This window comes from Amycolatopsis regifaucium, assembly GCF_001613935.1.
In the GTDB taxonomy this organism is placed as follows: domain Bacteria; phylum Actinomycetota; class Actinomycetes; order Mycobacteriales; family Pseudonocardiaceae; genus Amycolatopsis; species Amycolatopsis regifaucium.
In genome coordinates, this window is the sequence record NZ_LQCI01000018.1 from 269516 (window position 1) to 290331 (window position 20816).

The following is a 20816-nucleotide window of genomic DNA, read 5'->3' on the forward strand; positions in this document are numbered from 1 at the left end:
ACCAGGCGATGATGCGCGCGGAACCACCACGCTCGGGCAGGCCCGCGAAAGCCAATGCCGGCCTCAGCAGCACCACCAGTCACCACGGCGGGGCGGGAAACTCGACCTCCACACCTTCCCCAGTACATGAAGGCCCCCTTCACTGCGCCTAGCGCAAGGAAGGGGGCCATCATGTACTGCACGCGAGCAAGACCGCAGGTGACCCGAATCGCCACTCACGACCGGTCTAGCAGCTGAGCAGAAGCCCGGTGACCGCGGTGCAGGTCGCCGACGCGGTGTTGTCGGCCGTGTTCGGGTCGGTGACGGAACTCTGCACGATCTTCGCGGTCGTCTTGACCGGCCCGAGGGTCAGCAGCCCGGCCGCCACCGTGAACTTCGCCGTAGCACCGGCTCCGACCGCGAGCGAAGAGAAGTCGCAATTGACGACCTTCGTGCCACCCGGGTTCGAGCAGGTGGACGAGCCGGTGAAGCGCAACCCGTTGCCGAGGGTCGAAGCCACCCGGATCCCGGACGCCGTCGCCGGGCCCGCGTTCGTGACCTTGACCGTGAACTCGACCGACGATGTCAGTATTCCGCGCGGGGACGCGGTCAGCGTGACCCCGAGGTTCGCGGTGCTCGGGACGTCGGTGATGGTCAGCACGGGACCGTCGAGGATCTCGAAACTGTAGTTGTCACCGACGAACTGGTGCTGCAGGGTGACGCCGCCCAGCGGCGCGTCCTCCTTGACCCGGAAGGTGAACAGCACGGTCTTGCTCTGACCGGGCGTCACGGTGCCGACCCCGCCGCGGATACTCCCGCCGAGCATGTCGCAGGCGAACGCCCCGGGGCAGGACACCAGGTCGACGATTCCGGGCAGCGGGGATTCCTTGCCGTAGAGCGTCGCCTTGCCACCTTCGATGGTCGACGTCGCGTCGGCGTTGTAGACGGTCTGCGAAACGGTGAATGTCTGTCCACGTTGGACAGTGGTCGGGGAGACCTCCACCGCGCTGGTCGGCGGGGCCGCGAGGGCGGAGGACGGCGCAACGAGCATGATCGCGGCCACAGCGGCCACCAGAGACAGCAGTGAGGCTTTTCGAAGCTTCATCGGTTCTCACTATTCCGGTCGGGGGCGTCGCGCCGATCGGTGCGGACAACGATCAGTCGCCCAGGAACGGACATTCGTTACCGCCGCCTCCCCCCAAGTGGCCCGCAAGTCTCACCCGCTCGGCGTAGGTGACCTGGTTGTCGGCGTAGGTACGACGTAGTCCAGTCATGCCTTGTATTCGTGACGCTGCCGGCTAGGAAATGCACGATGCCGCCCGGTCGCGGTCGCGGACCGGCCAGGTCGAGCACGGTCTTCGCCGAGCTGTACAGATCGCCGTCCACAGGCAGGAAATCGACGACGACTTCAGCGCCACCGGAGCCGGTTTCGTTGCGGTAACCGAGGGGTCCGCCCCTACCATCGCGTTCGCCGCCGGTGTTCGAGGTCCGGCGCGGAAAAGGAGCACCATGAGCAGGATCGTCATCTTCGGGGCAGGCGGACGTGGAGGACGCCGTGCCGTCGCCGAAGCCGTGAGCCGCGGGCACCAGGTGACCGCCGCCGTCCGGGAGCCCCGCCGCCACGCGGATCTCGCCGGGGACAACGTCACCCTGGTCGCCGCCGACGTCACGGTCGCGGACGACGTCGCCAAGGCCGCCGCCGGGCACGACGCCGCGATCAGTTCCATCTACCGCGCGGATCTCCCGTCCCAGGTGTACTACCCGGCCGCCGCGCACGCGCTGATCGACGGCCTCGGCCGGGCGGGGGTCGCGAGACTGGTCGTCGTCGGCGTCGGATCGGCGCTGGAGATCGCCCCGGGTGTCGCGTTCCACGACCAGCCGGACTGGCCGGCCGCGCACCGCGAGTTCTCCCTCGGGCACACGGCGGAACTGGAGGTCCTCCGTACGTCCGGCGACGGACTGGACTGGGTGGTCATCGCGCCGCCGCCCGCGATGATCGACGAACACGCCGATCGCACGGGCGAATACCGCACCGGGGACCACCGGGTGCTGCCGCGCGCGGAGGACGCGGGGCCGTTTTCCTACGCGGATCTCGCGGTCGCGCTGATCGACGAGATCGAACGGCCGGCACACTCGCGGGCGATGGTCGCCATCGACCACTGACCTGACGCGCTACCGCTCGGGCGTGTCGCCACCGTTCTGCTGCTCGGCGAGGAAGCGTTCGAACTGGGTGCCCAGCTCCTCCGCGGTCGGCATGTGCTCGACCGACTCCGCGAGCAGGCTCTCCTTGCCGGACGCCTCCATGAAGGTGTCGTACTGCCGCTCCAGCGCCCGCACCACGTCGGCGACCTTCTCCGACTCGGCGACCTGGCGGTCGATCTCGGCGTCCGCCTCGCGCGAGGCCTCCCGCAGGGCCTCGTCCGGCAGGTTCAGCCCGGTCGCCCGGGCGACCGCTTCGAGCAGGTGCAGCGCCGCGCTCGGGTACGTCGACTCCGCCAGGTAGTGCGGCACGTGCGCGGCGAACCCGGCGGCGTCGTGCCCCCACTCGCCGAAGCGGAACTCCAGCAACGCGGCGACGCTGCCCGGCACCTGCATCCGGTTGGGCAGCGGACGGTGCTCGCCGACCAGTTCGTCGCGGGTCGCGTGCGCGGTCACCCCGAGCGGGCGGGTGTGCGGCGCGCCCATCGGGATGCCGTGGAAACCGGTGGTGAGCCGGACGTCCCAGCGCTCCACCAGCCCGCGCACCGCCGCGCAGAACCGCTCCCAGTCGTGGTCCGGTTCCGGGCCGGTGAGCAGCAGGAACGGCACTCCGTCGGCGTCGTGCAGCAGGTGGACGACCAGTTCGGGGGCGTCGTAGGCCTCCCAGCGGTCGATGGCGTAGGTCATCAGCGGGCGCCGCGAGCGGTAGTCGATGAGGCGATCGACGTCGAAGCGCGCGATCACGCGGTGCTCGGAGGAGTTCAGGAGGTGCTCGGCGACGAGCTTGCCGGCCGAACCCGCGTCCATGAAACCGTCGAAGTAGTGCAGGAGCACGGCCCCGCCGAGGTCAGGGACGTCCGAGTCCACCTCGTACAGGTCTTCCGGGTCCAGCGCCACCAGATCCTCCAGCTTTCGTGGTTACAACCGTCTATGGGTGGCAACGCCCCGATAGGGGGCATCCATTCCGCCGTTGGTGGCCGAGATCCTATCCGGGCGTGACAGTTGTCGTGGGCGGACCACACGGCGGTGGTGCAGGCTGGAGTGGTGACAGAGGAGACGGCACCGCCCGAACGGCTCACCCTGCGCCCGCCCGCGAACCGGGTCAGCCGTCGCGCCATCGGGTACTGGACCGTGTGGGCCGCGGTCGGCTGGGCGGTGCTCATCGGCGTCCAAGCGGTGTTCGTGCTCACGAGTGACGACCCGCCGACGTGGCTCACGGTGACCTGGGCGATCTCGTGCGTGCTCGCCCCGCTGCATCTGCTGGTCATGCCGCAGTGGCGGTACCGGATCCACCGCTGGGAGGTCACCGGCGAGGCCGTGTACACCCAGGAAGGCTGGCTCAAACAGGACTGGCGGATCGCGCCGATCTCGCGGATCCAGACCGTCGACATCGAACGCGACCCGGTCGAGCAGCTGTTCCGGCTGGCGAAGATCACCGTGACCACGGCGTCGGCCGCGGGTCCGGTGAAGATCGCCGGTCTCGACCACACCGAAGCGCTGGCGTTGGCCGCCGAGCTCACGAAGACCACTCAAGCCACCCCTGGTGACGCGACATGACCGTCGACGTGGCCCCGGAAGCCGAGCTGGAGCAGTGGCATCGTCTCGACCGCCGGATGCTGTTGATCCGGCCGGTGCTCGACGTCGTCAAATCGCTGCCGGTGCTGATCGGGACGGTGCTGCTCGGCCGGGGCAACGGCTGGGAGTGGATCGGCCTCGGCATCACCGCGGTGACCGTGCTGGTCGGGATCTCGCACGTCCTCACGTCGCGGTATCGCGTGGCCGACGGCCAGGTGGAATGGACGACGGGCCTGCTGCTGCGCAAACATCGCGCGATCCCGCTGGACCGCGTGCGCACGGTGGACGTCACCTCGGAACCGAAGCACCGCCTGTTCTCCCTCAGTGCCGTACGGATCGGCACCGGGCGGCATTCGCCCGGTCAGGGCGCGGGCGGTGACCAACTGGTGCTCGATGCCGTCAGCGCGACCGAAGCGCACCGGCTGCGCACGGTCCTCCTGCACCGCAAGGAAGTCGTCACCGAATCCGAGTCCGCGCCACCGCCGGAGCAGGTCGTGGCGGAGGTGGACCGGAAATGGCTTCGGTACGCGCCGTTCACCCTGTCCGGGCTGGCCGTGGTGGGCGCGGTGTTCGCCACGGTCTGGCATTTCGCGCATCAGCTGAACATCGCCCCGGAGAACGTCGGCCCGCTGCGGAACCTCCTGGACGGGCTGGCCGACACCGCGGTCTGGCTGATCGTCGTCATCGCGGCGGTCGTCCTGCTGGTCGTCGTCTCGCTGCTGTCCGTGGGTGGCTACGTCCTCTCGTTCTGGAACTTCAAGCTCACCCGGGAGCCGGAGGGCACCCTGCACGTCCGGCGCGGGCTGATCACCACGCGTTCGGTGTCCATCGAAGAGGACCGTCTTCGCGGCGTCGAGGTGAAGGAACCGTTGCCGCTGCGGATCGCGGGCGGGGCGCGGCTCACCGCGATCGCGGGCGGGCTGCGCGAGGGCAAGGGCGAGGACAAGGGCGGCGGTCTCCTGCTGCCGCCCGCGCCGGTCGGACGGGTCCACGAGGTCGCGGCGGAGGTGCTGCGGGAGAACTTCGACCCGGCGACCGTGCCGCTGAACCGGCATCCGCGGCGCGCCCTGACCCGGCGGCTCACCCGGGCCGTCGGCGGCGTGCTGATCCTCGCGGCGGCGCTGGCCGGCCTGGCGTGGATCGATTTCCTGCCGGACTGGATGTGGCAGGTCGCGCTCGGCCTTGTCCCGTTCGCCGCGCTCGTCGGCTGGGACCGCTACCGCAATCTCGGCCACGCGATCGTCGGGCGGTATCTGGTCAGCCGCTCCGGTTCACTGGCGCGGGCGACGGTGGCGATCCGGCGTGAAGGAGTCACGGGGATCGTCGTCAGCCGCTCGTTCTTCCAACGCCGCGGCGGGTTGATCACCGTGACCGCCCCGATCGCGGCGGGCAGCGGCGGCTATCAGGTGGTCGACGTCGGCGAATCGGCCGGACTGGCGATGGCGGAGCAGGCGGCACCAGGCTTGCTCACGCCGTTCCTGCGGCGCACGGCTAGCGATAGCCGGTGACGTCCGCCGGCTTGCCCGGATCCTGGACCTCGACGAGATAGCGCCAGCAGTCGGGACGGCTGCCGTCGAGGTCGGTGAATCCGTATTCCTTCGCCAATTCGCCGCTGGAGACCGATTTCCCGTTCCAGCGGGCCACCTCCGGGTCACCGGCCAGCGCCGCGACCGCCCGGCCGACGAACGCCGGGCTTTCAGAAATGGCGAAATGCGGTTGCACCTTCGTGGCGTCCCGCCAATTCTCTTCGGTGACCTGATAAGCGTCGAGCATCGCCTCGGAACGCAACCAACCAGGCGTGACCGCCACCGCGGTACCGCCGTACGGTTCCACTTCGTGGCCGAGCGCGAACGCCATCCGGTTCACCGCGGTTTTGGCGAGGTCGTAGAAGAACGAAACCCGGTAGTTAGCCGAGTTGTACTCGGTGGTCCCGTCGTTGACCTCGACGACCAGCGCGCCCGGTTCCCTGATCATGAGCGGAAGCGCGAAATGACTGGTGATGGCGTGGGTGTCGATGGCGAGCCGCAAGGTCCGCAGTCCAGTGTCCAAAGTGGACTCCCAGACCGTTTTGTTCCATTCGATGGGTGCGCCGTAGATGTCGTTGACCAGGATGTGCAGCGCGCCCTGCTCGGCCTCGATCCTGGCCACCAGCTCACGGACTTCGGCCGCCGCCAAATGGTCCACCCCGACCGCGATCCCACGCCCGCCCGCTTCGTCCACGAGCGCCGCGGTCTCCTCGATCGTCTCCGGCCGGTTCATTTCCGATCTCCGGGAAGCGGTACTGCGACCGGTCACGTAAACGGTCGCACCGGCCTCCCCCAATCGGACCGCTATTCCCCGCCCCGCCCCGCGCGTCGCGCCGGCGACCAAGGCGATCTTGCCGTCCAATGGTTTTTCCATGGTGCGAACCTAGCAAGAAGTCCGCTTGTTCATGGACCAAAGACCCTGGTCCGCAATTCACACAATGTGCTACTTTCTTGACTCTTCGTGATTGCCCCGGCGAGAGGTCGAGATGACGACTGCCGCACGATCCCTGGACGCCACCACTCCCCCGAAACGCACTCCCGGCGCCAGCAGTTCACGCAAGGTCCTGCAACTGTTGCTTTCGTTCTCCGAACGCCGCTGTGACGCGAGCGTCGCCGAACTCGCCGCGAGGATCGGCACCCCGGTCGCGACGACGTACCGCTATGTCGCGCTGCTGAAGGAACTCCAGCTTCTGGAGGAGGGCAAGACCGGGCGCTATCACGTGACGAGCCAGGTGATGCCGCTCGCCCGCGCCGCACAGCTCGCCAACGACCTCGCGCGGCTGGCGCGGCCGGTGATGGAAGAGGCGGCGCGCGAACTGGGCGAGACGGTCCTGCTGTTCCAGCATTTCGGCGATTCGGCGGTCTGCGCGGACCGGGTCGAATGCGAACGCGCGATGCGGTTCACCTTCCAGCCCGGTCATTCCGTTCCGCTCGGCGCGGGCGCGTCGGGCAAGATGTTGCTCGCCATGTTGCCGGAAGGCGAACGGGAGAGGCGGCTTTCAGCGATCACTGAGCGGCGCGGTCCGAGGGTGCGGGAAGAGGTCAAACGCGCCGGCGTCCACCGGTACGCGGTCAGCTGGGGGGAGCTGGACGACGGCGTCTGGTCGTGTTCGGTGCCGATCCCGAGCGCCGGGCACCGGCCCGCGGTGCTGAGCCTCGCCGCCCCGGCCACCCGGATCGGCGACGACGCGAAACGCGCCGCCATCGTCGCGCTCCAGTCGTACGCGGGCAGGATCCATCAGGCCGTCGCGTCGTTTTCCCTCTGACGCGGCGGTAATTCGCGCGCGCCCGATGCCGGCGGCGGGGTAGAACTCGATCCGTGATCCGACTCGCCGTCGTCGAAGACCTGCCCGTGCTCCAGGACATCGAACGGGCCGCGGGCGAACCGTTCCGCGCGCTCGGCATGGCCGCGATCGCCGACGACGACCCGCCTTCGCTCGCGGATCTCGCGGCCTACCAGAACGACGGCCGGGCCTGGGTCTGCGACGACGGCGGCGGTCCGGTGGCGTATCTCCTCGCCGAGGTCGTCGATGGCCACGGCCATATCGAGCAGGTGTCCGTCCATCCGGACCATGCGCGGCAGGGCCTCGGACGGCGGCTAATCGAACACGCCGCGGACTGGGCGGCACGGAAAGGCCTGGCGGGACTGACGCTGACGACGTACGCCGAGGTGCCATGGAACGCGCCGTACTACTCCCGCCTCGGCTTCGTGACACTCGGCGAACAGGACCTCACCGAGGGGCTGCGAGCCATCCGCGCCCAGGAAATCGCCCGTGGGCTGAACGCTTGGCCGAGGGTGACCATGCGGCGATGACGGACCCACTTGTTCGACCTGGCGAACGGCCGGGAGGGGCGGCCGGGCGCCGACCCGTGGCTACCCCGGGCGGGGGACTCGATTGGCCGCATTCATCGAACGTGTGTTCTACTGTGCGCGCCGGCCCCGGAGGGGGAAGCTCCGTGGGCCGGCACCGGAGCAGAGGAGGCACGGATGGCGGTCAAAATCACCCATCTCACCAATGGTCAGCAGGTCCGCTTCGCGAACGCGGACGGCGCCCGGCGCTATGCCGAGATCATCGGTGGCGGGGTCGACAAGTGGCGGTTCACCGTGGTCGGCGCGCACGAGTTCCCCGAACTGTCGGGGCGGGTCGTCAATGTGCCGGTGTGGCGGATGACCTCCAGGTGAGGCCGTACCATCGCGCCTCCGCGTTTCGTCCTCTGGTTGCGGTACTTGCACACGCAAGGACCTGAGCGGGCCGGGGCGGACGTGACATGAAGGGGCCTTTCATTGCAAAATTTGCGATGAAAGGCCCCTTCATTGCGTCTCGGCCGAGGCTAAACCAGCCGGTCCAAAGCCCTCGGCAGAGCCGACGCGAGCAGGTCCAGTTCGGCCTCCCCCGCGATCAACGGCGGCGACACCGCGATCCCCTTCGCCAGGTTCCGCACGAGGACACCCTCCTCCCGCGCCGTCCGCTGCAGCCGGTTCGGCGCACCGGCGTCGGAGGAGAGGAAGTCACTTTTCAGTTCCACCGCGGCGAGGAAACCCAGCCCGGCCCGCACCTCCGCCACCAGCGGATGCGACGCCAGTCCGGACAGCGCGTCCGCCAGCGGTTTCTCCAGTTCCCGGCCGCGTGGGATGAGCCCGTCACGCTCGTAGATGTCCAGCGTCGCGTTCCCAGCGGCGCAGGCGACCGGATGCCCCGCATACGTCGCACCGTGCCGCAGCACCGGCGCGCCCGGCTTGCCGGTGAAGAACGGCTCCGCCACCCACGGCGCGACGATCAGCGCGCCCAGCGGGATCGTCCCGCCGGTGATGCCCTTGGCGGTCGTGATCATGTCCGGTTTCACGGCCCACCGGTCGATCCCGAACCAGGTCCCCAGCCGCCCGAAAGCGGCGATCACGCAGTCCGCGACGAACAGCACGCCGTGCTTGCGGCAGATTCCGGCGACCGACTCGATGTACCCCTCCGGCGGCAGCAGGACCCCGCCCGCGCCGATCACCGGTTCGCAGAAGAAGGCCGCGACCCGCTCCGGACCGACCCGCTGGATCTCGGCTTCGAGTGCTTCGGCGCTGTCGTACGGCACGTGCGAGATGTCACCCGGCAGTGGCCCGAAGCCCGCCGCGTTGGCGGCGATACCGCCGACGGCCGTGCCGAAACCGTGGGTGCCGTGGTACCCCTGCGTCCGCCCGATGACGTGCACCTTCTCCGGCCGCCCGGTGTGCGCGAAAGACGACCGGGCGATCTTGACCGCGGTGTCGATGACGTCGCCGCCTCCCGAACCGAAGAACACCTTCGACCCCGGTTCCGGCGCCAGCGCGGAAACCCGTTCGGCGAGTTTCAGCGCTGGTTCGTTGGCGTTGTAGCCGAACAGGTTGTACGAATCGAGCGTCCGCAACTGGTCCGCGACGGCGCGGGCGATCTCCTCGCGGCCGTGCCCGAAGTTCGCGTACCAGAGCGACGCGGTCGCGTCGAAGTACCGCTTCCCCTCGTCGTCCCAGACGTAGGAACCCTCACCGCGGGTGATGACCAGCCGGTCGCCGTCGACCGCTCCCATGTCCGCGAAAGGGTGCCACAGCGGATTGTGCGCGGCTGCCGACGCCACCATGTCTTCCTCCTTGTGTTCGTGCTCCCATCCTCACCCGGATCCGGCCGGGACGCGAACACTCCATCGTGCACACTTCGCGCCGCGAACCTGTCCGGTCTGTCACCGGCGGTCGTAAGCGGCCAGCAGCTGCTTCTCCGCGTCCCGCAGATACTTCTCCAGCGCCGTCTCGGCCGGCCCGAACCGGCCCCTTTCCAGATCACGCACGATCCGCTCGTGCCGATCCAGGAAAGGCTCGAAGAACGCCCGCGTGTTCTCCGCCAGCACGAAGAACAGCCGCGTCTCCGCGAGCACCTGACGCATCGTCGTGCTGATCCGCTCGCTACCGGCCAGATCCCCGAGCGCCTGATGGAACGCGATGCTCGCGGTCCCGACGGCCTGCCAATCACCTTCGGCCGCCGCGGCACGGCCTTGCCGTACCGCGTCCACGACGCCGGAAAGATCCACAGTGGACAGTTCGGCCGCGCGGCGCAGCGCACCGCATTCAGTGACCCGTCGCATGACGTAGAGATCGGAGATGTCCTGCGCGCTCAACTCCCGCACGAACACGCCGCGGTTGAGTTCGTGCACCGCGAGCCGTTCGTGGGCCAGCAGCTGGAACGACTCGCGCAAAGTGTTGCGCGAGATGCCGAGCGCGGCGCTGATCGACGGCTCGGAAAGCCTCGACCCCGGCGGGAAGACACCTTCGGTGATCCGCTGGCGCAGGATCTCGGCGACCCGTTCCGCCGTCCCGCTCCGTTCGAGCAGGGGCCGGTCGCGAGCCAGCGCCTCCTCGGCGGCAGGAGTGGGCATGGCGTTACCTGACACCGAGTTCGAAGTCGAGGCTGTACCGGTTGCCGGGCATGGCCCCGGCGGCCTTGGCGCCGTCGATCGGGAGCGCGACACCGTTGATGAACCGGGACTCGTCGCTCGCCAGGAAGACCACGGCCTTCGCGACCTCCCACGCCTCGCCGACCCGCGCGGCCGGGGTACTCGCGGTCAACTGGTGTTGTTTCGCCTCGAAATCCTCCGGCGAGGCAAGGGTTCCGCGCAGCATGTCGGTGTCGATGGCGCCCGGGTTGATCGTGTTCGCGCGGATCCCCTGATGCGCGTGCGCGACGGCGATCGATTTCATCATGCCGACCAGCGCGTGTTTGGTGGCGTTGTACACCGGGTCGCCGGGGCGGCCCATCACACCGCCGTTGGAGGACGTCGTGATGATGCTGCCCGCCTTCTGCTCGATCATCCGCGGCAGCACCGCTCGCGTGCCGAGGAACGCGGCGCGGACGTTCACCGCGAAGATGTTGTCGAATTCGGCGAGCGTGGTGTCGGTCAGGGACTTCCCGAGATGGCTGCCGACGTTGTTGAACAGCACGTCGATCCGGCCCGCCTCGGCGAGCACGCCGCGGACGAATTCGTCGACCTGTTCCTCGTCGGTGGCGTCCACAAGGGAATGCCGGACGCCTTCGACGGGCTCGGCGAGTTCGCGAAGGTCGCTGGAGAACACGGTCGCGCCTTCGGCGACGAACTCCTTCACGGTGGCGAGGCCGATTCCCCTCGCCCCGCCGAAGACGACCGCGACCTTGCCTGCCAGCCGGCCCATGCTCATTTCCTCCCTCTCGACGAAACCGCTGTGTAGTCCTCCGGAAGGCGCACGAGCGCCTCGGGATCTCCGTGATAGGTGACTTCGACGCCGTACAGTTCGCGCGCGGCTTCCACGGAGACGTAACCGTCGACGACGTCGGCGAGCACGGCCTCCGGCTCCCGTTCGAGTGGGTCGCCGTACCCACCGCCGCCGGGCAGGATCACGTCCACGGCGTCGTCCGGCCGCAAGTTCACCCGGCTCTTCGACGGCAGGTCGGCTCCACCGGAGAGCCCGAACCGGCCCGCGGCCCCATCCTGTCCCGAGTCCACTCCGGACGCCGGTCGAAGCACCCGGTCGACGTTTCCGTTGACACTCCAGGAGAGGTCACCGCGGGCGGCCATCGACGTGCACTGGCCGAGGCCGCCGCGCCACCGTCCGGCGCCGCCGGAGTCGGGGCGCAGCACGCGTTCACGCTGGATCAGCGGTGCCATCGTCTCGATGATCTCCGTCGGCGTGGACCGCAGGCCGCTCGGGAAACCGGTGGTGTTCAGTCCGTCCTTGGTGGCCCGTGCGCCGATGCCGCCGGTCTGGAAGACGTTGAGCATGAACTCTTCGCCCGACGAGTCGGCGCCGCGCCAGATGGTCATCCACACCGCGTCCGCGCTGTGCGCCAAGGCGTTACCGGGCAACGCTTCGTGCAGTGCGGTGATCAGCAGGGACGGCAGGAAATGCCCGAGCAGATGCCGGGACGCCACCGGAGCGGGCGGAGCGCAGTTGAGCACCGACCCCGCCGGCGCGGTGACGTGCACCGGCCGGAACGAACCCGCGTTGTGCGGCACTTCCGGGGAAATCGCCGCCTTGACCGCGAACGAGGCGTACGCCCGGGTGTAGTTGAGGACGACGTTGATCCCGCGACGGCTCTGTGGCGACGATCCACCGAAGTCGAGGTGGATGTCTTCGCCGTCGATGGTCACGGTGACCTTGAGGACGATCTCTTCGTCGTCGAAGCCGTCGGTCACCAGTTCGCTGGTATACGTCCCATCCGGCAATTTCGCCAGCGCGTCGCGCAGTGCCCGCTCGGAGCGGTTCATGATCTCCGCGGCGACGTCGTCGAGCGAATCGAGAGCGAATTCCTCCAGCAGCCGCACCAAACTCGCGGCGCCGACCTCGTTCCCGGTGATCTGCGCGTACAGGTCGCCGATGGTCTCCTCCGGGGTACGCACGTTCGCCCGGATCACCGCTTCGAGATCCGCGTTGACCTCGCCCGCGCGGAGGAATTTCATGATCGGCAGACGCAGGCCCTCTTCGAAGACCTCGTTGGCCTCGGCCGACACCAGCCGCCCGCCGATATCCGGGGCGTGGCAACAGGAAGCGAACCAGGCGACCAGCCGTCCACGCAGGAACACCGGCGTGGCCACGGTGATGTCGTTGAGCTGCCCGGCGGTCTGCCATGGATCGTTGGTGAGCAGGACGTCGCCCGGCTCCAGCGTCCCCGGTGGGCAGGCGGCGACGAAGTGGTGCATCCCGGTCGCCATCGCGTTGGTGTGTCCGGGGGTCCCGCCCACGGACTGTCCGATCATCTCGCCGCGTGAGTCGAACACCGCGCAGGCGAGGTCGAGTGACTCCCGCACCACCGAGGAGAACGCCGTGTTGACGAGCGCGTTCTGCTGTTCGGCCAGGATCGAATGCAGCCGGTTTCCCAGCACCCCCACGAGAATCGGGTCGACGCTCATACCGTCACCACCAGACTGGCGTCCTCGCCCACCACGCATCGAGCACCGGGCGGAACGACCACAGTGGACTCTCGCTCTTCGACGATGGCCGGCCCCTCCACGCTGTCACCGGGCTTGAGCCGGTACCGGTCGAACACCGCCGTGTCGACAAAGCCGCCGTTGGTGGGAAAGTATGCCGGACGACTGCCTTTGCGCGCATTGCCTTCGGCCACCGTGCCCGCGAGTTTCAAGGTGACTTCGGGTGCCGGGCCGGTGGAGACGACCCGCCAGCTGAGCACCTCGATCGCGACGTCCGGGCCGGTCCGCCGATACAGCTTCCGGTAGGTCTCGGTGAACGCGTCGATCAGGGACTCCGGCCAGTCCCCGTCCTCGACCGGTACGCGGATTTCATAGCCCTGCCCGGAATACCGCATCTCGGCGACCCGTCGATGCGTCACCTTCGCACCGTCCACACCGGACTTCTCCAGCAGTTCCGCGCCCTCGGCCTCCATCTCGGCGAACAGTGCTTCCACTTGTTCCCAAGAGAGATCGAGGACCGCCGCACGCGCCGTGCGTACGAAATCGAAAGCCAGTGGCGCGGTGAGGAAACCCGCCGCGCTCAGCACTCCGGCCGCCGGTGGCGCGACGACTTCCGGCGCACCGAGCGCTCGCGCCACGCCGACGCCGTGCACCGGTCCGGCACCACCGAACGTGAACATCGGCAGTTTCGCCGGATCCTTGCCTCGTTCGACGGCGTGCACGCGAGCCGCGTTCGCCATGTCCTCGTTGACGCTGGCGTGAATACCCCAGGCGGCTTCTTCGACGCTGACGCCGAGCGGTCCGGCGATCTTCGACCGGATGGCTTCGCGCGCGGCCTCGGCGTCCAGAGTCATCCCGCCGCCGAGGAAATACGCGGGATCCAGGTAGCCGAGCACGAGGTCGGCGTCGGTCACGGTGGGCTTTGTGCCGCCTCGCCCGTAGCAGACCGGGCCGGGTTCGGAGCCTGCCGAATCCGGGCCGACAGTGAGCAGGCCGAGCGCGTCGATCCGGGCGATCGAGCCGCCGCCGACACCGATCTCGATCATGTCGGTGACCGGGACCTTGACCGGCAGCCCGGAACCCGGCAGCAACCGGTACTTCCGGTCCACTTCGAACTCGTGCGTCACCAGCGGCGCGCCGCCGGAGATCAGGCACAACTTCGCCGTCGTGCCACCCATGTCGAAGGCCAGCAGATCCTCGACACCGGCCGCCGCACCGATGGCGGACGCGGCGAGCGCACCGCCGGCGGGACCGGATTCCAGGATGCGGATCGGGTAGCGCGCGGCGGTGTCGACGGTCGCGATCCCGCCGTTGGACAGCATGATGTGCGGTGACGGCCGCACCCCCGCGTCGTGCAGACGCCGTTCCAGGTCGCGAAGATAGCGCTCGGTGAGATCCTGGACGTAGACGTTCGCGACCGTGGTGGACGCGCGTTCGAACTCGCGGATCTCCGGGACGACCTCGCTGGACAGCGCGATCCGCAATCGCGGTGCGACGTCGTGGAGCACCTCGGCCGCGCGTCGTTCGTGCGCGGGGTTGGTGAAGGCGTGCAGGAAGCAGATCGCCACCGCGTCGATCCCGCGGGCGTCGAGTTCGCGGCCGAGGCGGGCGACACGCTCCTCATCGAGTCCAGTGTGGACGGTTCCGTCGGCGAGGATCCGCTCGGGGACGTCGAACCGCAGGTGTCGCGGGACCAGCGGGGCGGGGAGTTCGATGAGCAGGTCGTACAGCTCGTACCGATGTTCGCGCCGCATCTCCAGCACGTCACGGAAACCGGCGGTCGCCAGCAGCGCGGTACGCGATCCCTTGCGTTCGATCAGCGCGTTCGTGACGAGTGTGGTGCCGTGCACGAGCTGTTCGACGCCGACCGCGTCCAGCCCGGCGTCGGCGAGTGTCTTCTTCAGTCCCTCTTCGACCGCACGGGCGGGTTCGTCGTGCGTCGTCAGCACCTTGCCGACGGCGATGACACCGGACTCGTCGAGCACGCAGAGATCGGTGAACGTCCCGCCGATGTCCACGCCGACACGGAGCCCGGTCACGAAGATTCCTTGCGATACCAGCGAGGAGACGTGTTGAGCGGCGGCGCCATCTTCGCCCGGACGACCAGCACGTTCGGCTCGTCGGACTCGACGAACTCACCGAGCAGCCGCCGGAACGCGCGCCCGAACCCGGAGACGCGGTCCGCGTGGACCCCGAACGACCGGGCGAGACCGACGAAATCGGGGCTGTCCCAGTCGACGCCGCGTCGCGGCAGCCCGGCCCTGTCCTGGTCGTAGCGGAGCATCCCGTAGCCACCGTCGTCGACGATGATCACGGTGACCGGCAACTGTTCCTGCGCCAGCGTGGCGAGATCACCACAGGCGAACAGGAAACCGCCGTCCCCGCTGACACAGATGGCGCGCCCGGCACCCGCCACCCCGGCACCGAGCGCGGCCGGGAAACCGTAGCCGAGCGTGCCCCAGCCCATCGGATAGGCGAGCTTGCGTGGAGCACGGACGCGGTGGAACCCGCCGATCCAGTATCCGGCCACGCACATGTCCGCGACCACGACGGCATCCTGCGGCAACACCTCGTCCAAAGTGGACAGAAGATCCGCGGCCTGCGGCTCCTCTTCCTTGATCCGCCGCCGGATCCGCGCGGAGACTTTCGCGAGCCTGCCGACGAGGGCCGCGATACCGGGCCGTTCCTCGACTTTCAGCGCCTCGGTGAGCGCGCGGGCGTCGCCGACCAACGTGATGTCCGGCTGGTAGTTCTTGGCCGCGTCGTCGGGGTCGACGTTGATCGCGATGAGCTTCTTCGGCTTCGGCATCGCCCAGTTCTGCGTCATCAGCCCGTCGAAATCGGTGCCGATCGCGAGGACGACGTCCGCCTCGTCCCACAGGGCGCCGACCTCGGGCGCGTGCACCGGGTTCGGGGCGAGACAGGGATGATCGACCGACAGGAGCCCGCGAGCGCCGAACGTCGTGAGCACCGGCGCGGCCAGCCGTTCGGCGAGTTTGCCGATCACCTCACCGGCCTCGGCCCGCAACGCGCCGCCGCCCGCCCAGATCAGCGGCCGCTCCGCGGTGGCCAGCAACGCCTCCGCTTCGGTGAGATCCGGGATCTCGGGCGGTCGCGCGTGCGATCGCGGCGGGCGGCGGGCCGGTGTCCGCTGCGACAGGAAGTCGGTCGGGATGCCGACGTAGACCGGCCCGCTCTGCGGCTGAAGCGCGAGCCGGGCCGCGCGGTGGAGGGTGGCGGCGACCTGGTCGGCGCTCTGGACGGTGAACCCCGCCTTCGTGACCGGCGCGAACATCGCCTGCTGATCCGACGTCTCGTGCAGGACGCCGCGGACCACGCCGGGACGCCGCAGCGTGGACGGGATGTCGGTCGCGATGACCAGGATCGGCGCCGCGGAGGCCATCGCCTCGCCGACGGCGGCGAGCGTGTTCGCCGCGCCGGGCCCGGTGGTCACCAGCGCGACGCCGAGTTTCCCGGTCGCGCGGGCGTAACCGTCGGCCGCGTACCCGGCCGTCTGCTCGTGCCGGACCCCGACGAGCCGGATGTCCGTGTCGGCCAGCGCCTCCCATAACGGCAGGTTGTGCACCCCGGGGAGACCGAAGACGACTTCGGTCCCCAGAGCGGTCAGCGCGTCGGCGAGATGCTGGGCTCCGGTGGGTGAAGGCACCTCGCCGATAGTGCCAGATCGTTCAACGATCCAGCAACCATCTAGGTGGCCGCACGAAGTGAACCTCGGGCGCGTGGGCCATGCCGTAGCGCGCGCTGCCTCGCCGAGGTCACGCCAACGACGTAGTGAAGGACTCCTTTCCTGCTCTGAGGGTAGGGAAGGAGTCCTTCGCGGACATCCGGCGTCAGTACAAACCGGACGAGTAGGCGGCGGGAGCGTAATAGGCCTCCAGCTCGGCGATACTGTCCTCCGGGCGCTCGAACGTCTTCGAGATGGCCGCACGGGACGGCATCGCGTCCGGCGTCCACGTCTCGGGCTCCCACAGCTTCGACCGCATGAAGGCCTTCTGACAGTGGTGGAAAATCTCGTCGATGTCGACGACCAGCGCGAGCTTCGGTCGATTGCCCTGCACGATCAGGTCATCGAAGAACGGCGCCTCGCGCACGAGCCGCGCGCGACCGTTGATCCGCAGCGTGTCCCCTCGGCCGGGGATGAGGTAGATCAGCCCGACGTGCGGATTCGACAGCACGTTGCGGAAGCCGTCGGCGCGGCGGTTGCCGGGGCGCTCCGGGATCGCGATCCGCGTGTCGTCCAGTACCAGCGTGAACCCGGCCGGGTCGCCCTTCGGCGAGACGTCGCACGTGCCGTCCGCCGCCGACGTCGCGATCAGCACGAACGGCGACTCCGCCAGCCATCGCCGGTCCATCTCGTGCAGCTTCGGCCGCGCCTTGTCCGCGGTCCGCTCCAGCGGCGGCGGCAGGATCTCGCGCAGCTCCGCCTCGGTGGTGACCTCGACGATTCCCTCAGACAATGTTGTGCTCCCTCGTCACGGCCCGGTCGTCGGCGAAGCGCCGGACGTCGAGCTCGGTGATGTCGATACTCGGGGCCCTCCCCAGGTAGAGGTCCCGTACGAGCTCCCCCACGGCCGGGCCCATCTGGAAACCGTGCCCCGAAAACCCCGTCGCGTAGAAGAACCGCGACACCTGGACGCTTTCACCCACGATCTGGTTGCGGTCAGGCGTGACTTCGTACAGGCCCGCCCAGCCGCTGCGGATCCCCGCGTCGACGACGCCGGGCACCCGGCGCGCGGCGATCTCGGCGAGCTTCGGCAGCCAGTCACCCGGCTGGTACCGGGTGTCGAAGCCGGGGTCGCCGTCACCGTCGCAGAAGGACATCGCCAGGCCGAGGCCCTCGCGGTGGAAGTAGAACGCCGACGGCATCTCGATGGTCAGCGGTACGGACTCGGGCAGGTCCATGACCGGTCCGGTGAACACGACCTGCCGCCGGAACGGCCGGACCGGAAGCTCGACGCCGGCGAACTCGCCCACCCGCCCCGACCAGGCGCCCGCCGCGCAGACCACGGCGTTCGTCCGCACGAGACCGTCACTGGTCCGGACCCCGGTGATCTCGTCGCCGTCGCGTTCGATCCCGACCACCTCCACGCCGGTCCTGAGTACGGCACCGTGGCCGCGGGCCGCCCGCGCGTACCCCTGGACCGCGGAGTCTGGCGTGGCCTTCGCGTCCTCAGGCGACCACAGCGCCGCGACCACGCCTTCGGTGTCGATCAGCGGGGAGAACCGCCGCGCTTCGGCCGGTTCGACGAGCCTGCTGCGGACGCCGTAGGAATTCTGCAGGCCGACACAGCGCTCGAATCCGGGCAGGTCCGCGGGATCGGTGATCAGGTACAGGTAACCGTCGCGGCGGAAGTCGATCTCGGTCCCGTACGTCTCGGCGAAGGAGGCGTACTCGGCCAAGCCGCGTAGCCCGATCTCGATGTTGACCCTGGTCGTGAACGACGACCGGATCCCGCCCGCCGCCTTCGCCGTGGAACCCGCGCCCAGGCTGTCGCGTTCGAGCACGAGCACCGAGACCCCGGCGGCGGCGAGCCGGTACGCGCAGGCGACCCCGATGATGCCGCCGCCGATCACGACGACGTCGGTGCGTTCAGGAAGTGGCTCCATCCTTGGCCTCGATCCGTTCGTCCTCGGGCGGCGGTCCGGGCGGCGTGCCGTCGCCGAACGGGCGCCCGCCCAGCTGCTCCCGGTGATGCGGGGTCGTCCAGCCGGACAGCTCCGGTCCCAGTGGGACGATCCGCGTCGGGTTCACCTGCTCGTGCACCGCGTAGTAGTGCCGCTTGATGTGGTCGAAGTCGACGGTGTCACCGAAGCCCGGCGTTTGGAAGAGGTCGCGGGCGTAGGCCCACAACACCGGCATTTCGGCCAGTTTGTTCCGGTTGCACTTGAAATGCCCGTGATAGACCGGATCGAACCGGACGAGCGTGGTGAACAGCCGGATGTCCGCTTCGGTGATCGTGTCGCCGACGAGGTAACGCTGCCTTTCGAGTCGTTCGGAAAGCACGTCCAGCATGGTGAAGAGGCGATGGTACGCGTCTTCGTACGCGGATTGCCTGGTCGCGAAACCGGCCTGATAGACGGCGGCGTTGACATCGGCGTAGACGCCCGCGTTGACGGCGTCGATCTCGTCGCGCAGCCGCTCGGGATACAACTCCGGCGCGCCGGAGCGGTGCAGACTGGTCCATTCGGTGGAAAGATCCAAGGTGATCCGCGGATAGTCGTTCGTCACCAGCCGTCCACTCGGAATGTCCACAATGGCCGGAACGCTGATCCCGTCCAGGTAGTGCGGGTCGGCGGCGTGATAGGCCTCAGCCAGGTATTTGATGCCCAGTACCGGGTCCCGGCCACCGGGATCAAGGGTGAACCGCCAGCTCTTGTCGTCCTGGATCGGGTCGGCGACGGCCACACTCAGCGCGGATTCGAGGCCGAGGAGCCGCCGGACGACCAGCCCGCGGCTCGCCCAGGGGCACGCCCGGCTCACCACCAAGCGGTATCTTCCCGCCTCGACCGGCCAGCCGTCGCGGCCGTCGGCGGTGATGCGCGCGTCGAAATGGTTGGCGGATCGGCGGAACTCGCCCGTCTCCGGATCGGTCGGGATCGTCATGTAAGCCACCCTAAAGCGTGAGATGGTGGTTGCGGTGTGCGTAGACTCTCGCACCCGGCGTGCCCGCACGCCGCCGCGCGGAAGGTGGTCCCACGATGCCGTTGATGCCCGTGACCGACTCGATGTTCCTTCTTGTGGAGACGCGCGAACATCCGATGCACGTCGGCGGACTGCAACTGTTCAAGAAACCCGAGGACGCCGGGGACGACTATCTCCGTGACATCCGGCGGAAACTGCTCGATTCCGACAACATGCGCCCGGTGTTCCGGCGCCGTCCCGCCCGGCCGGTCAACACCGCGGGTCACCTCGCCTGGTCGACCGACACCGATCTCGAGCTCGATTACCACTTCCGCCATTCGGCACTGCCCCAGCCCGGCCGGATCCGCGAACTGCTGGAGCTGACCGGGCGCTGGCACAGCACCCTGCTCGACCGGCACCGCCCGCTCTGGGAGATCCACCTGGTGGAGGGTCTGCAAGACGGCCGGTTCGCGATCTACAGCAAGATCCACCACGCGCTGATGGACGGTGTTTCGGCACTGCGGCATCTGCAGGGCACGCTGTCGGACGACCCGTTCGACCTCGACTGCCCGCCGCCGTGGGGGTCCCGGCCCAAACCCGGCGGGAGCCGCAACGGCAAGGCGTCCCCCTCGATGTTCCGGACCGTCGGCAAGACGTTCAACCAGCTCGCCGGCATCGCGCCCGCCGCGGTGAAGGTGGCGCGCGAGGCGTTCCAGGAGCACACCCTGACGCTGCCGTCGCAGGCGCCGAAGACGATGTTCAACGTCCCGATCGGCGGTGCCCGGCGGTTCGCGGCGCAGTCGTGGTCGCTGGACAGGGTGCGCAAGATCGCCACCGCGGCCGGGGTGTCGCGCAACGACGTCGTCCTCGCGATGTGCTCGGGCGCGCTGCGCGACTACCTGATCGAACAGAACGCGCTTCCCGACGCGCCGCTGACCGCGATGGTCCCGGTGTCCTTGCGGCGTAAGGACAGTGGCGACGCGGCGGGCAACAACATCGGCGCGTTGCTGTGCAACCTCGCCACCCATCTGACCGATCCGGCCGCACGGCTCGCGGCGATCAACGCGTCGATGCGCAACGGGAAGAAGCTCTTCTCGGAACTGACGCCGCTGCAGACGCTGCTGCTGTCGGGGCTCAACGTCGCCCAGCTCGGCGTGTCCCCGATCCCGGGTTTCGTGAACAACACGAAACCGCCGTTCAACCTGGTGATCTCCAACGTGCCGGGGCCGCGCAAGCAGATGTACTGGAACGGCGCCTCACTCGACGGCATCTACCCGGCGTCGGTACTGCTCGACGGGCAGGCGCTGAACATCACGCTGACCAGCAACGGGGACGACCTCGACTTCGGCATCACCGGCTGCCGCCGGAGCGTCCCGCATCTGCAGCGCATCCTGACCCATCTCGACACCGCGCTCGCCGAGCTGGAACACGCGGTCGCCGTACCCCGCGTTTAGTCCTCTGAATGCGGTAGTTCGACA

Annotated in this window: 19 protein-coding genes; 7 read left to right on the forward strand and 12 right to left on the reverse strand. The window is 68.8% G+C overall.

Annotation, left to right across the window (positions count from 1 at the left end; translation table 11 throughout):
* Nucleotides 1–226: 226 nt before the first annotated feature.
* Nucleotides 227–1084, reverse strand: coding sequence for a DUF11 domain-containing protein (locus AVL48_RS20905; protein ID WP_082857709.1), 858 nt, complete (start codon nt 1082–1084; stop codon nt 227–229).
* A 404-nt stretch (nt 1085–1488) separates the two neighbouring features.
* On the opposite strand from AVL48_RS20905, the gene AVL48_RS20910 reads away from it, so the two are divergent.
* Nucleotides 1489–2142 (forward strand): NAD(P)-dependent oxidoreductase, encoded by a 654-nt coding sequence (locus AVL48_RS20910; RefSeq protein WP_082857714.1) that lies wholly within the window; start codon nt 1489–1491, stop codon nt 2140–2142.
* A gap of 9 nt (nt 2143–2151) precedes the next feature.
* Here the strand turns inward: AVL48_RS20910 and AVL48_RS20915 are convergent, their stop codons facing one another.
* The gene (locus tag AVL48_RS20915; RefSeq protein ID WP_061982341.1) at nt 2152–3075 is read right to left on the reverse strand and encodes a proteasome assembly chaperone family protein; all 924 of its coding nucleotides are present in this window, start codon (nt 3073–3075) and stop codon (nt 2152–2154) included.
* A gap of 105 nt (nt 3076–3180) precedes the next feature.
* On the opposite strand from AVL48_RS20915, the gene AVL48_RS20920 reads away from it, so the two are divergent.
* Entirely contained in the window at nt 3181–3735 is a 555-nt protein-coding gene (locus AVL48_RS20920; protein WP_061982342.1) for a PH domain-containing protein, read from the forward strand.
* Nucleotides 3732–5261 (forward strand): PH domain-containing protein, encoded by a 1530-nt coding sequence (locus tag AVL48_RS20925; RefSeq protein WP_061982343.1) that lies wholly within the window; start codon nt 3732–3734, stop codon nt 5259–5261. Before AVL48_RS20920 ends, AVL48_RS20925 begins: the two co-directional genes overlap by 4 nt.
* Here the strand turns inward: AVL48_RS20925 and AVL48_RS20930 are convergent.
* On the reverse strand, nt 5245–6153 hold the full coding sequence (locus AVL48_RS20930; protein ID WP_061982344.1) for an SDR family oxidoreductase: 909 nt from the start codon (nt 6151–6153) through the stop codon (nt 5245–5247). The two genes, AVL48_RS20925 and AVL48_RS20930, sit on opposite strands and share 17 nt — an antisense overlap.
* Before the next feature lie 112 nt (nt 6154–6265).
* Between AVL48_RS20930 and AVL48_RS20935 the strand changes: the two genes are divergently transcribed.
* The 3 genes from AVL48_RS20935 (at nt 6266) to AVL48_RS20945 (ending at nt 7962) form a co-directional block, all read left to right on the forward strand.
* Nucleotides 6266–7045: an IclR family transcriptional regulator gene (locus AVL48_RS20935; protein WP_061982345.1), complete on the forward strand. Its 780-nt coding sequence runs from the start codon at nt 6266–6268 to the stop codon at nt 7043–7045.
* Nucleotides 7046–7098: 53 nt separating this feature from the next.
* Nucleotides 7099–7593, forward strand: a complete 495-nt coding sequence (locus tag AVL48_RS20940) for a GNAT family N-acetyltransferase (RefSeq protein WP_061982346.1) — start codon at nt 7099–7101, stop codon at nt 7591–7593.
* Between the two features lie 174 nt (nt 7594–7767).
* Nucleotides 7768–7962, forward strand: a complete 195-nt coding sequence (locus tag AVL48_RS20945) for a hypothetical protein (RefSeq protein WP_061982347.1) — start codon at nt 7768–7770, stop codon at nt 7960–7962.
* Between the two features lie 149 nt (nt 7963–8111).
* Here AVL48_RS20945 and AVL48_RS20950 read toward each other — a convergent pair whose 3' ends face one another.
* The 9 genes from AVL48_RS20950 to AVL48_RS20990 form a co-directional block, all read right to left on the reverse strand.
* Nucleotides 8112–9383, reverse strand: coding sequence for an aminotransferase family protein (locus AVL48_RS20950; protein WP_061982348.1), 1272 nt, complete (start codon nt 9381–9383; stop codon nt 8112–8114).
* Nucleotides 9384–9482: 99 nt separating this feature from the next.
* Nucleotides 9483–10172 (reverse strand): GntR family transcriptional regulator, encoded by a 690-nt coding sequence (locus tag AVL48_RS20955; RefSeq protein WP_061982349.1) that lies wholly within the window; start codon nt 10170–10172, stop codon nt 9483–9485.
* A 4-nt stretch (nt 10173–10176) separates the two neighbouring features.
* Nucleotides 10177–10962 (reverse strand): SDR family NAD(P)-dependent oxidoreductase, encoded by a 786-nt coding sequence (locus tag AVL48_RS20960; RefSeq protein WP_061982350.1) that lies wholly within the window; start codon nt 10960–10962, stop codon nt 10177–10179.
* A gap of 2 nt (nt 10963–10964) precedes the next feature.
* On the reverse strand, nt 10965–12677 hold the full coding sequence (locus AVL48_RS20965) for a hydantoinase B/oxoprolinase family protein (RefSeq protein WP_061982351.1): 1713 nt from the start codon (nt 12675–12677) through the stop codon (nt 10965–10967).
* A complete protein-coding gene (locus AVL48_RS20970; RefSeq protein WP_061982352.1) occupies nt 12674–14734 on the reverse strand; it encodes a hydantoinase/oxoprolinase family protein in 2061 nt (686 codons plus the stop codon). The genes AVL48_RS20965 and AVL48_RS20970 overlap by 4 nt, the downstream gene beginning before the upstream one ends.
* Entirely contained in the window at nt 14731–16362 is a 1632-nt protein-coding gene (locus AVL48_RS20975) for a thiamine pyrophosphate-binding protein (RefSeq protein ID WP_061982353.1), read from the reverse strand. Before AVL48_RS20975 ends, AVL48_RS20970 begins: the two co-directional genes overlap by 4 nt.
* 184 nt (nt 16363–16546) lie before the next feature.
* Nucleotides 16547–17173 (reverse strand): pyridoxamine 5'-phosphate oxidase family protein, encoded by a 627-nt coding sequence (locus AVL48_RS20980; RefSeq protein WP_061982354.1) that lies wholly within the window; start codon nt 17171–17173, stop codon nt 16547–16549.
* Entirely contained in the window at nt 17166–18323 is a 1158-nt protein-coding gene (locus tag AVL48_RS20985; RefSeq protein ID WP_061982355.1) for an NAD(P)/FAD-dependent oxidoreductase, read from the reverse strand. Before AVL48_RS20985 ends, AVL48_RS20980 begins: the two co-directional genes overlap by 8 nt.
* Nucleotides 18307–19320, reverse strand: coding sequence for a glutathione S-transferase family protein (locus AVL48_RS20990; protein WP_061982356.1), 1014 nt, complete (start codon nt 19318–19320; stop codon nt 18307–18309). The genes AVL48_RS20985 and AVL48_RS20990 overlap by 17 nt, the downstream gene beginning before the upstream one ends.
* Nucleotides 19321–19415: 95 nt before the next feature.
* Here AVL48_RS20990 and AVL48_RS20995 point away from each other — a divergent pair, with 95 nt between their 5' ends.
* Nucleotides 19416–20792, forward strand: coding sequence for a WS/DGAT/MGAT family O-acyltransferase (locus tag AVL48_RS20995; RefSeq protein WP_061982357.1), 1377 nt, complete (start codon nt 19416–19418; stop codon nt 20790–20792).
* Nucleotides 20793–20816: the final 24 nt, after the last annotated feature.

Excerpts from the sequence above, each read along its gene's own strand:
- AVL48_RS20905 (WP_082857709.1), bottom strand. The coding sequence starts at position 1,084 with ATGAAGCTTCGAAAAGCCTCACTGCTGTCTCTGGTGGCCGCTGTGGCC.
- AVL48_RS20910 (WP_082857714.1), top strand. The coding sequence starts at position 1,489 with ATGAGCAGGATCGTCATCTTCGGGGCAGGCGGACGTGGAGGACGCCGT.
- AVL48_RS20925 (WP_061982343.1), top strand. The coding sequence starts at position 3,732 with ATGACCGTCGACGTGGCCCCGGAAGCCGAGCTGGAGCAGTGGCATCGT.
- AVL48_RS20930 (WP_061982344.1), bottom strand. The coding sequence starts at position 6,153 with ATGGAAAAACCATTGGACGGCAAGATCGCCTTGGTCGCCGGCGCGACG.
- AVL48_RS20935 (WP_061982345.1), top strand. The coding sequence starts at position 6,266 with ATGACGACTGCCGCACGATCCCTGGACGCCACCACTCCCCCGAAACGC.
- AVL48_RS20945 (WP_061982347.1), top strand. The coding sequence starts at position 7,768 with ATGGCGGTCAAAATCACCCATCTCACCAATGGTCAGCAGGTCCGCTTC.
- AVL48_RS20950 (WP_061982348.1), bottom strand. The coding sequence starts at position 9,383 with ATGGTGGCGTCGGCAGCCGCGCACAATCCGCTGTGGCACCCTTTCGCG.
- AVL48_RS20955 (WP_061982349.1), bottom strand. The coding sequence starts at position 10,172 with ATGCCCACTCCTGCCGCCGAGGAGGCGCTGGCTCGCGACCGGCCCCTG.
- AVL48_RS20960 (WP_061982350.1), bottom strand. The coding sequence starts at position 10,962 with ATGGGCCGGCTGGCAGGCAAGGTCGCGGTCGTCTTCGGCGGGGCGAGG.
- AVL48_RS20965 (WP_061982351.1), bottom strand. The coding sequence starts at position 12,677 with ATGAGCGTCGACCCGATTCTCGTGGGGGTGCTGGGAAACCGGCTGCAT.
- AVL48_RS20985 (WP_061982355.1), bottom strand. The coding sequence starts at position 18,323 with ATGGAGCCACTTCCTGAACGCACCGACGTCGTCGTGATCGGCGGCGGC.
- AVL48_RS20990 (WP_061982356.1), bottom strand. The coding sequence starts at position 19,320 with ATGACGATCCCGACCGATCCGGAGACGGGCGAGTTCCGCCGATCCGCC.
- AVL48_RS20995 (WP_061982357.1), top strand. The coding sequence starts at position 19,416 with ATGCCGTTGATGCCCGTGACCGACTCGATGTTCCTTCTTGTGGAGACG.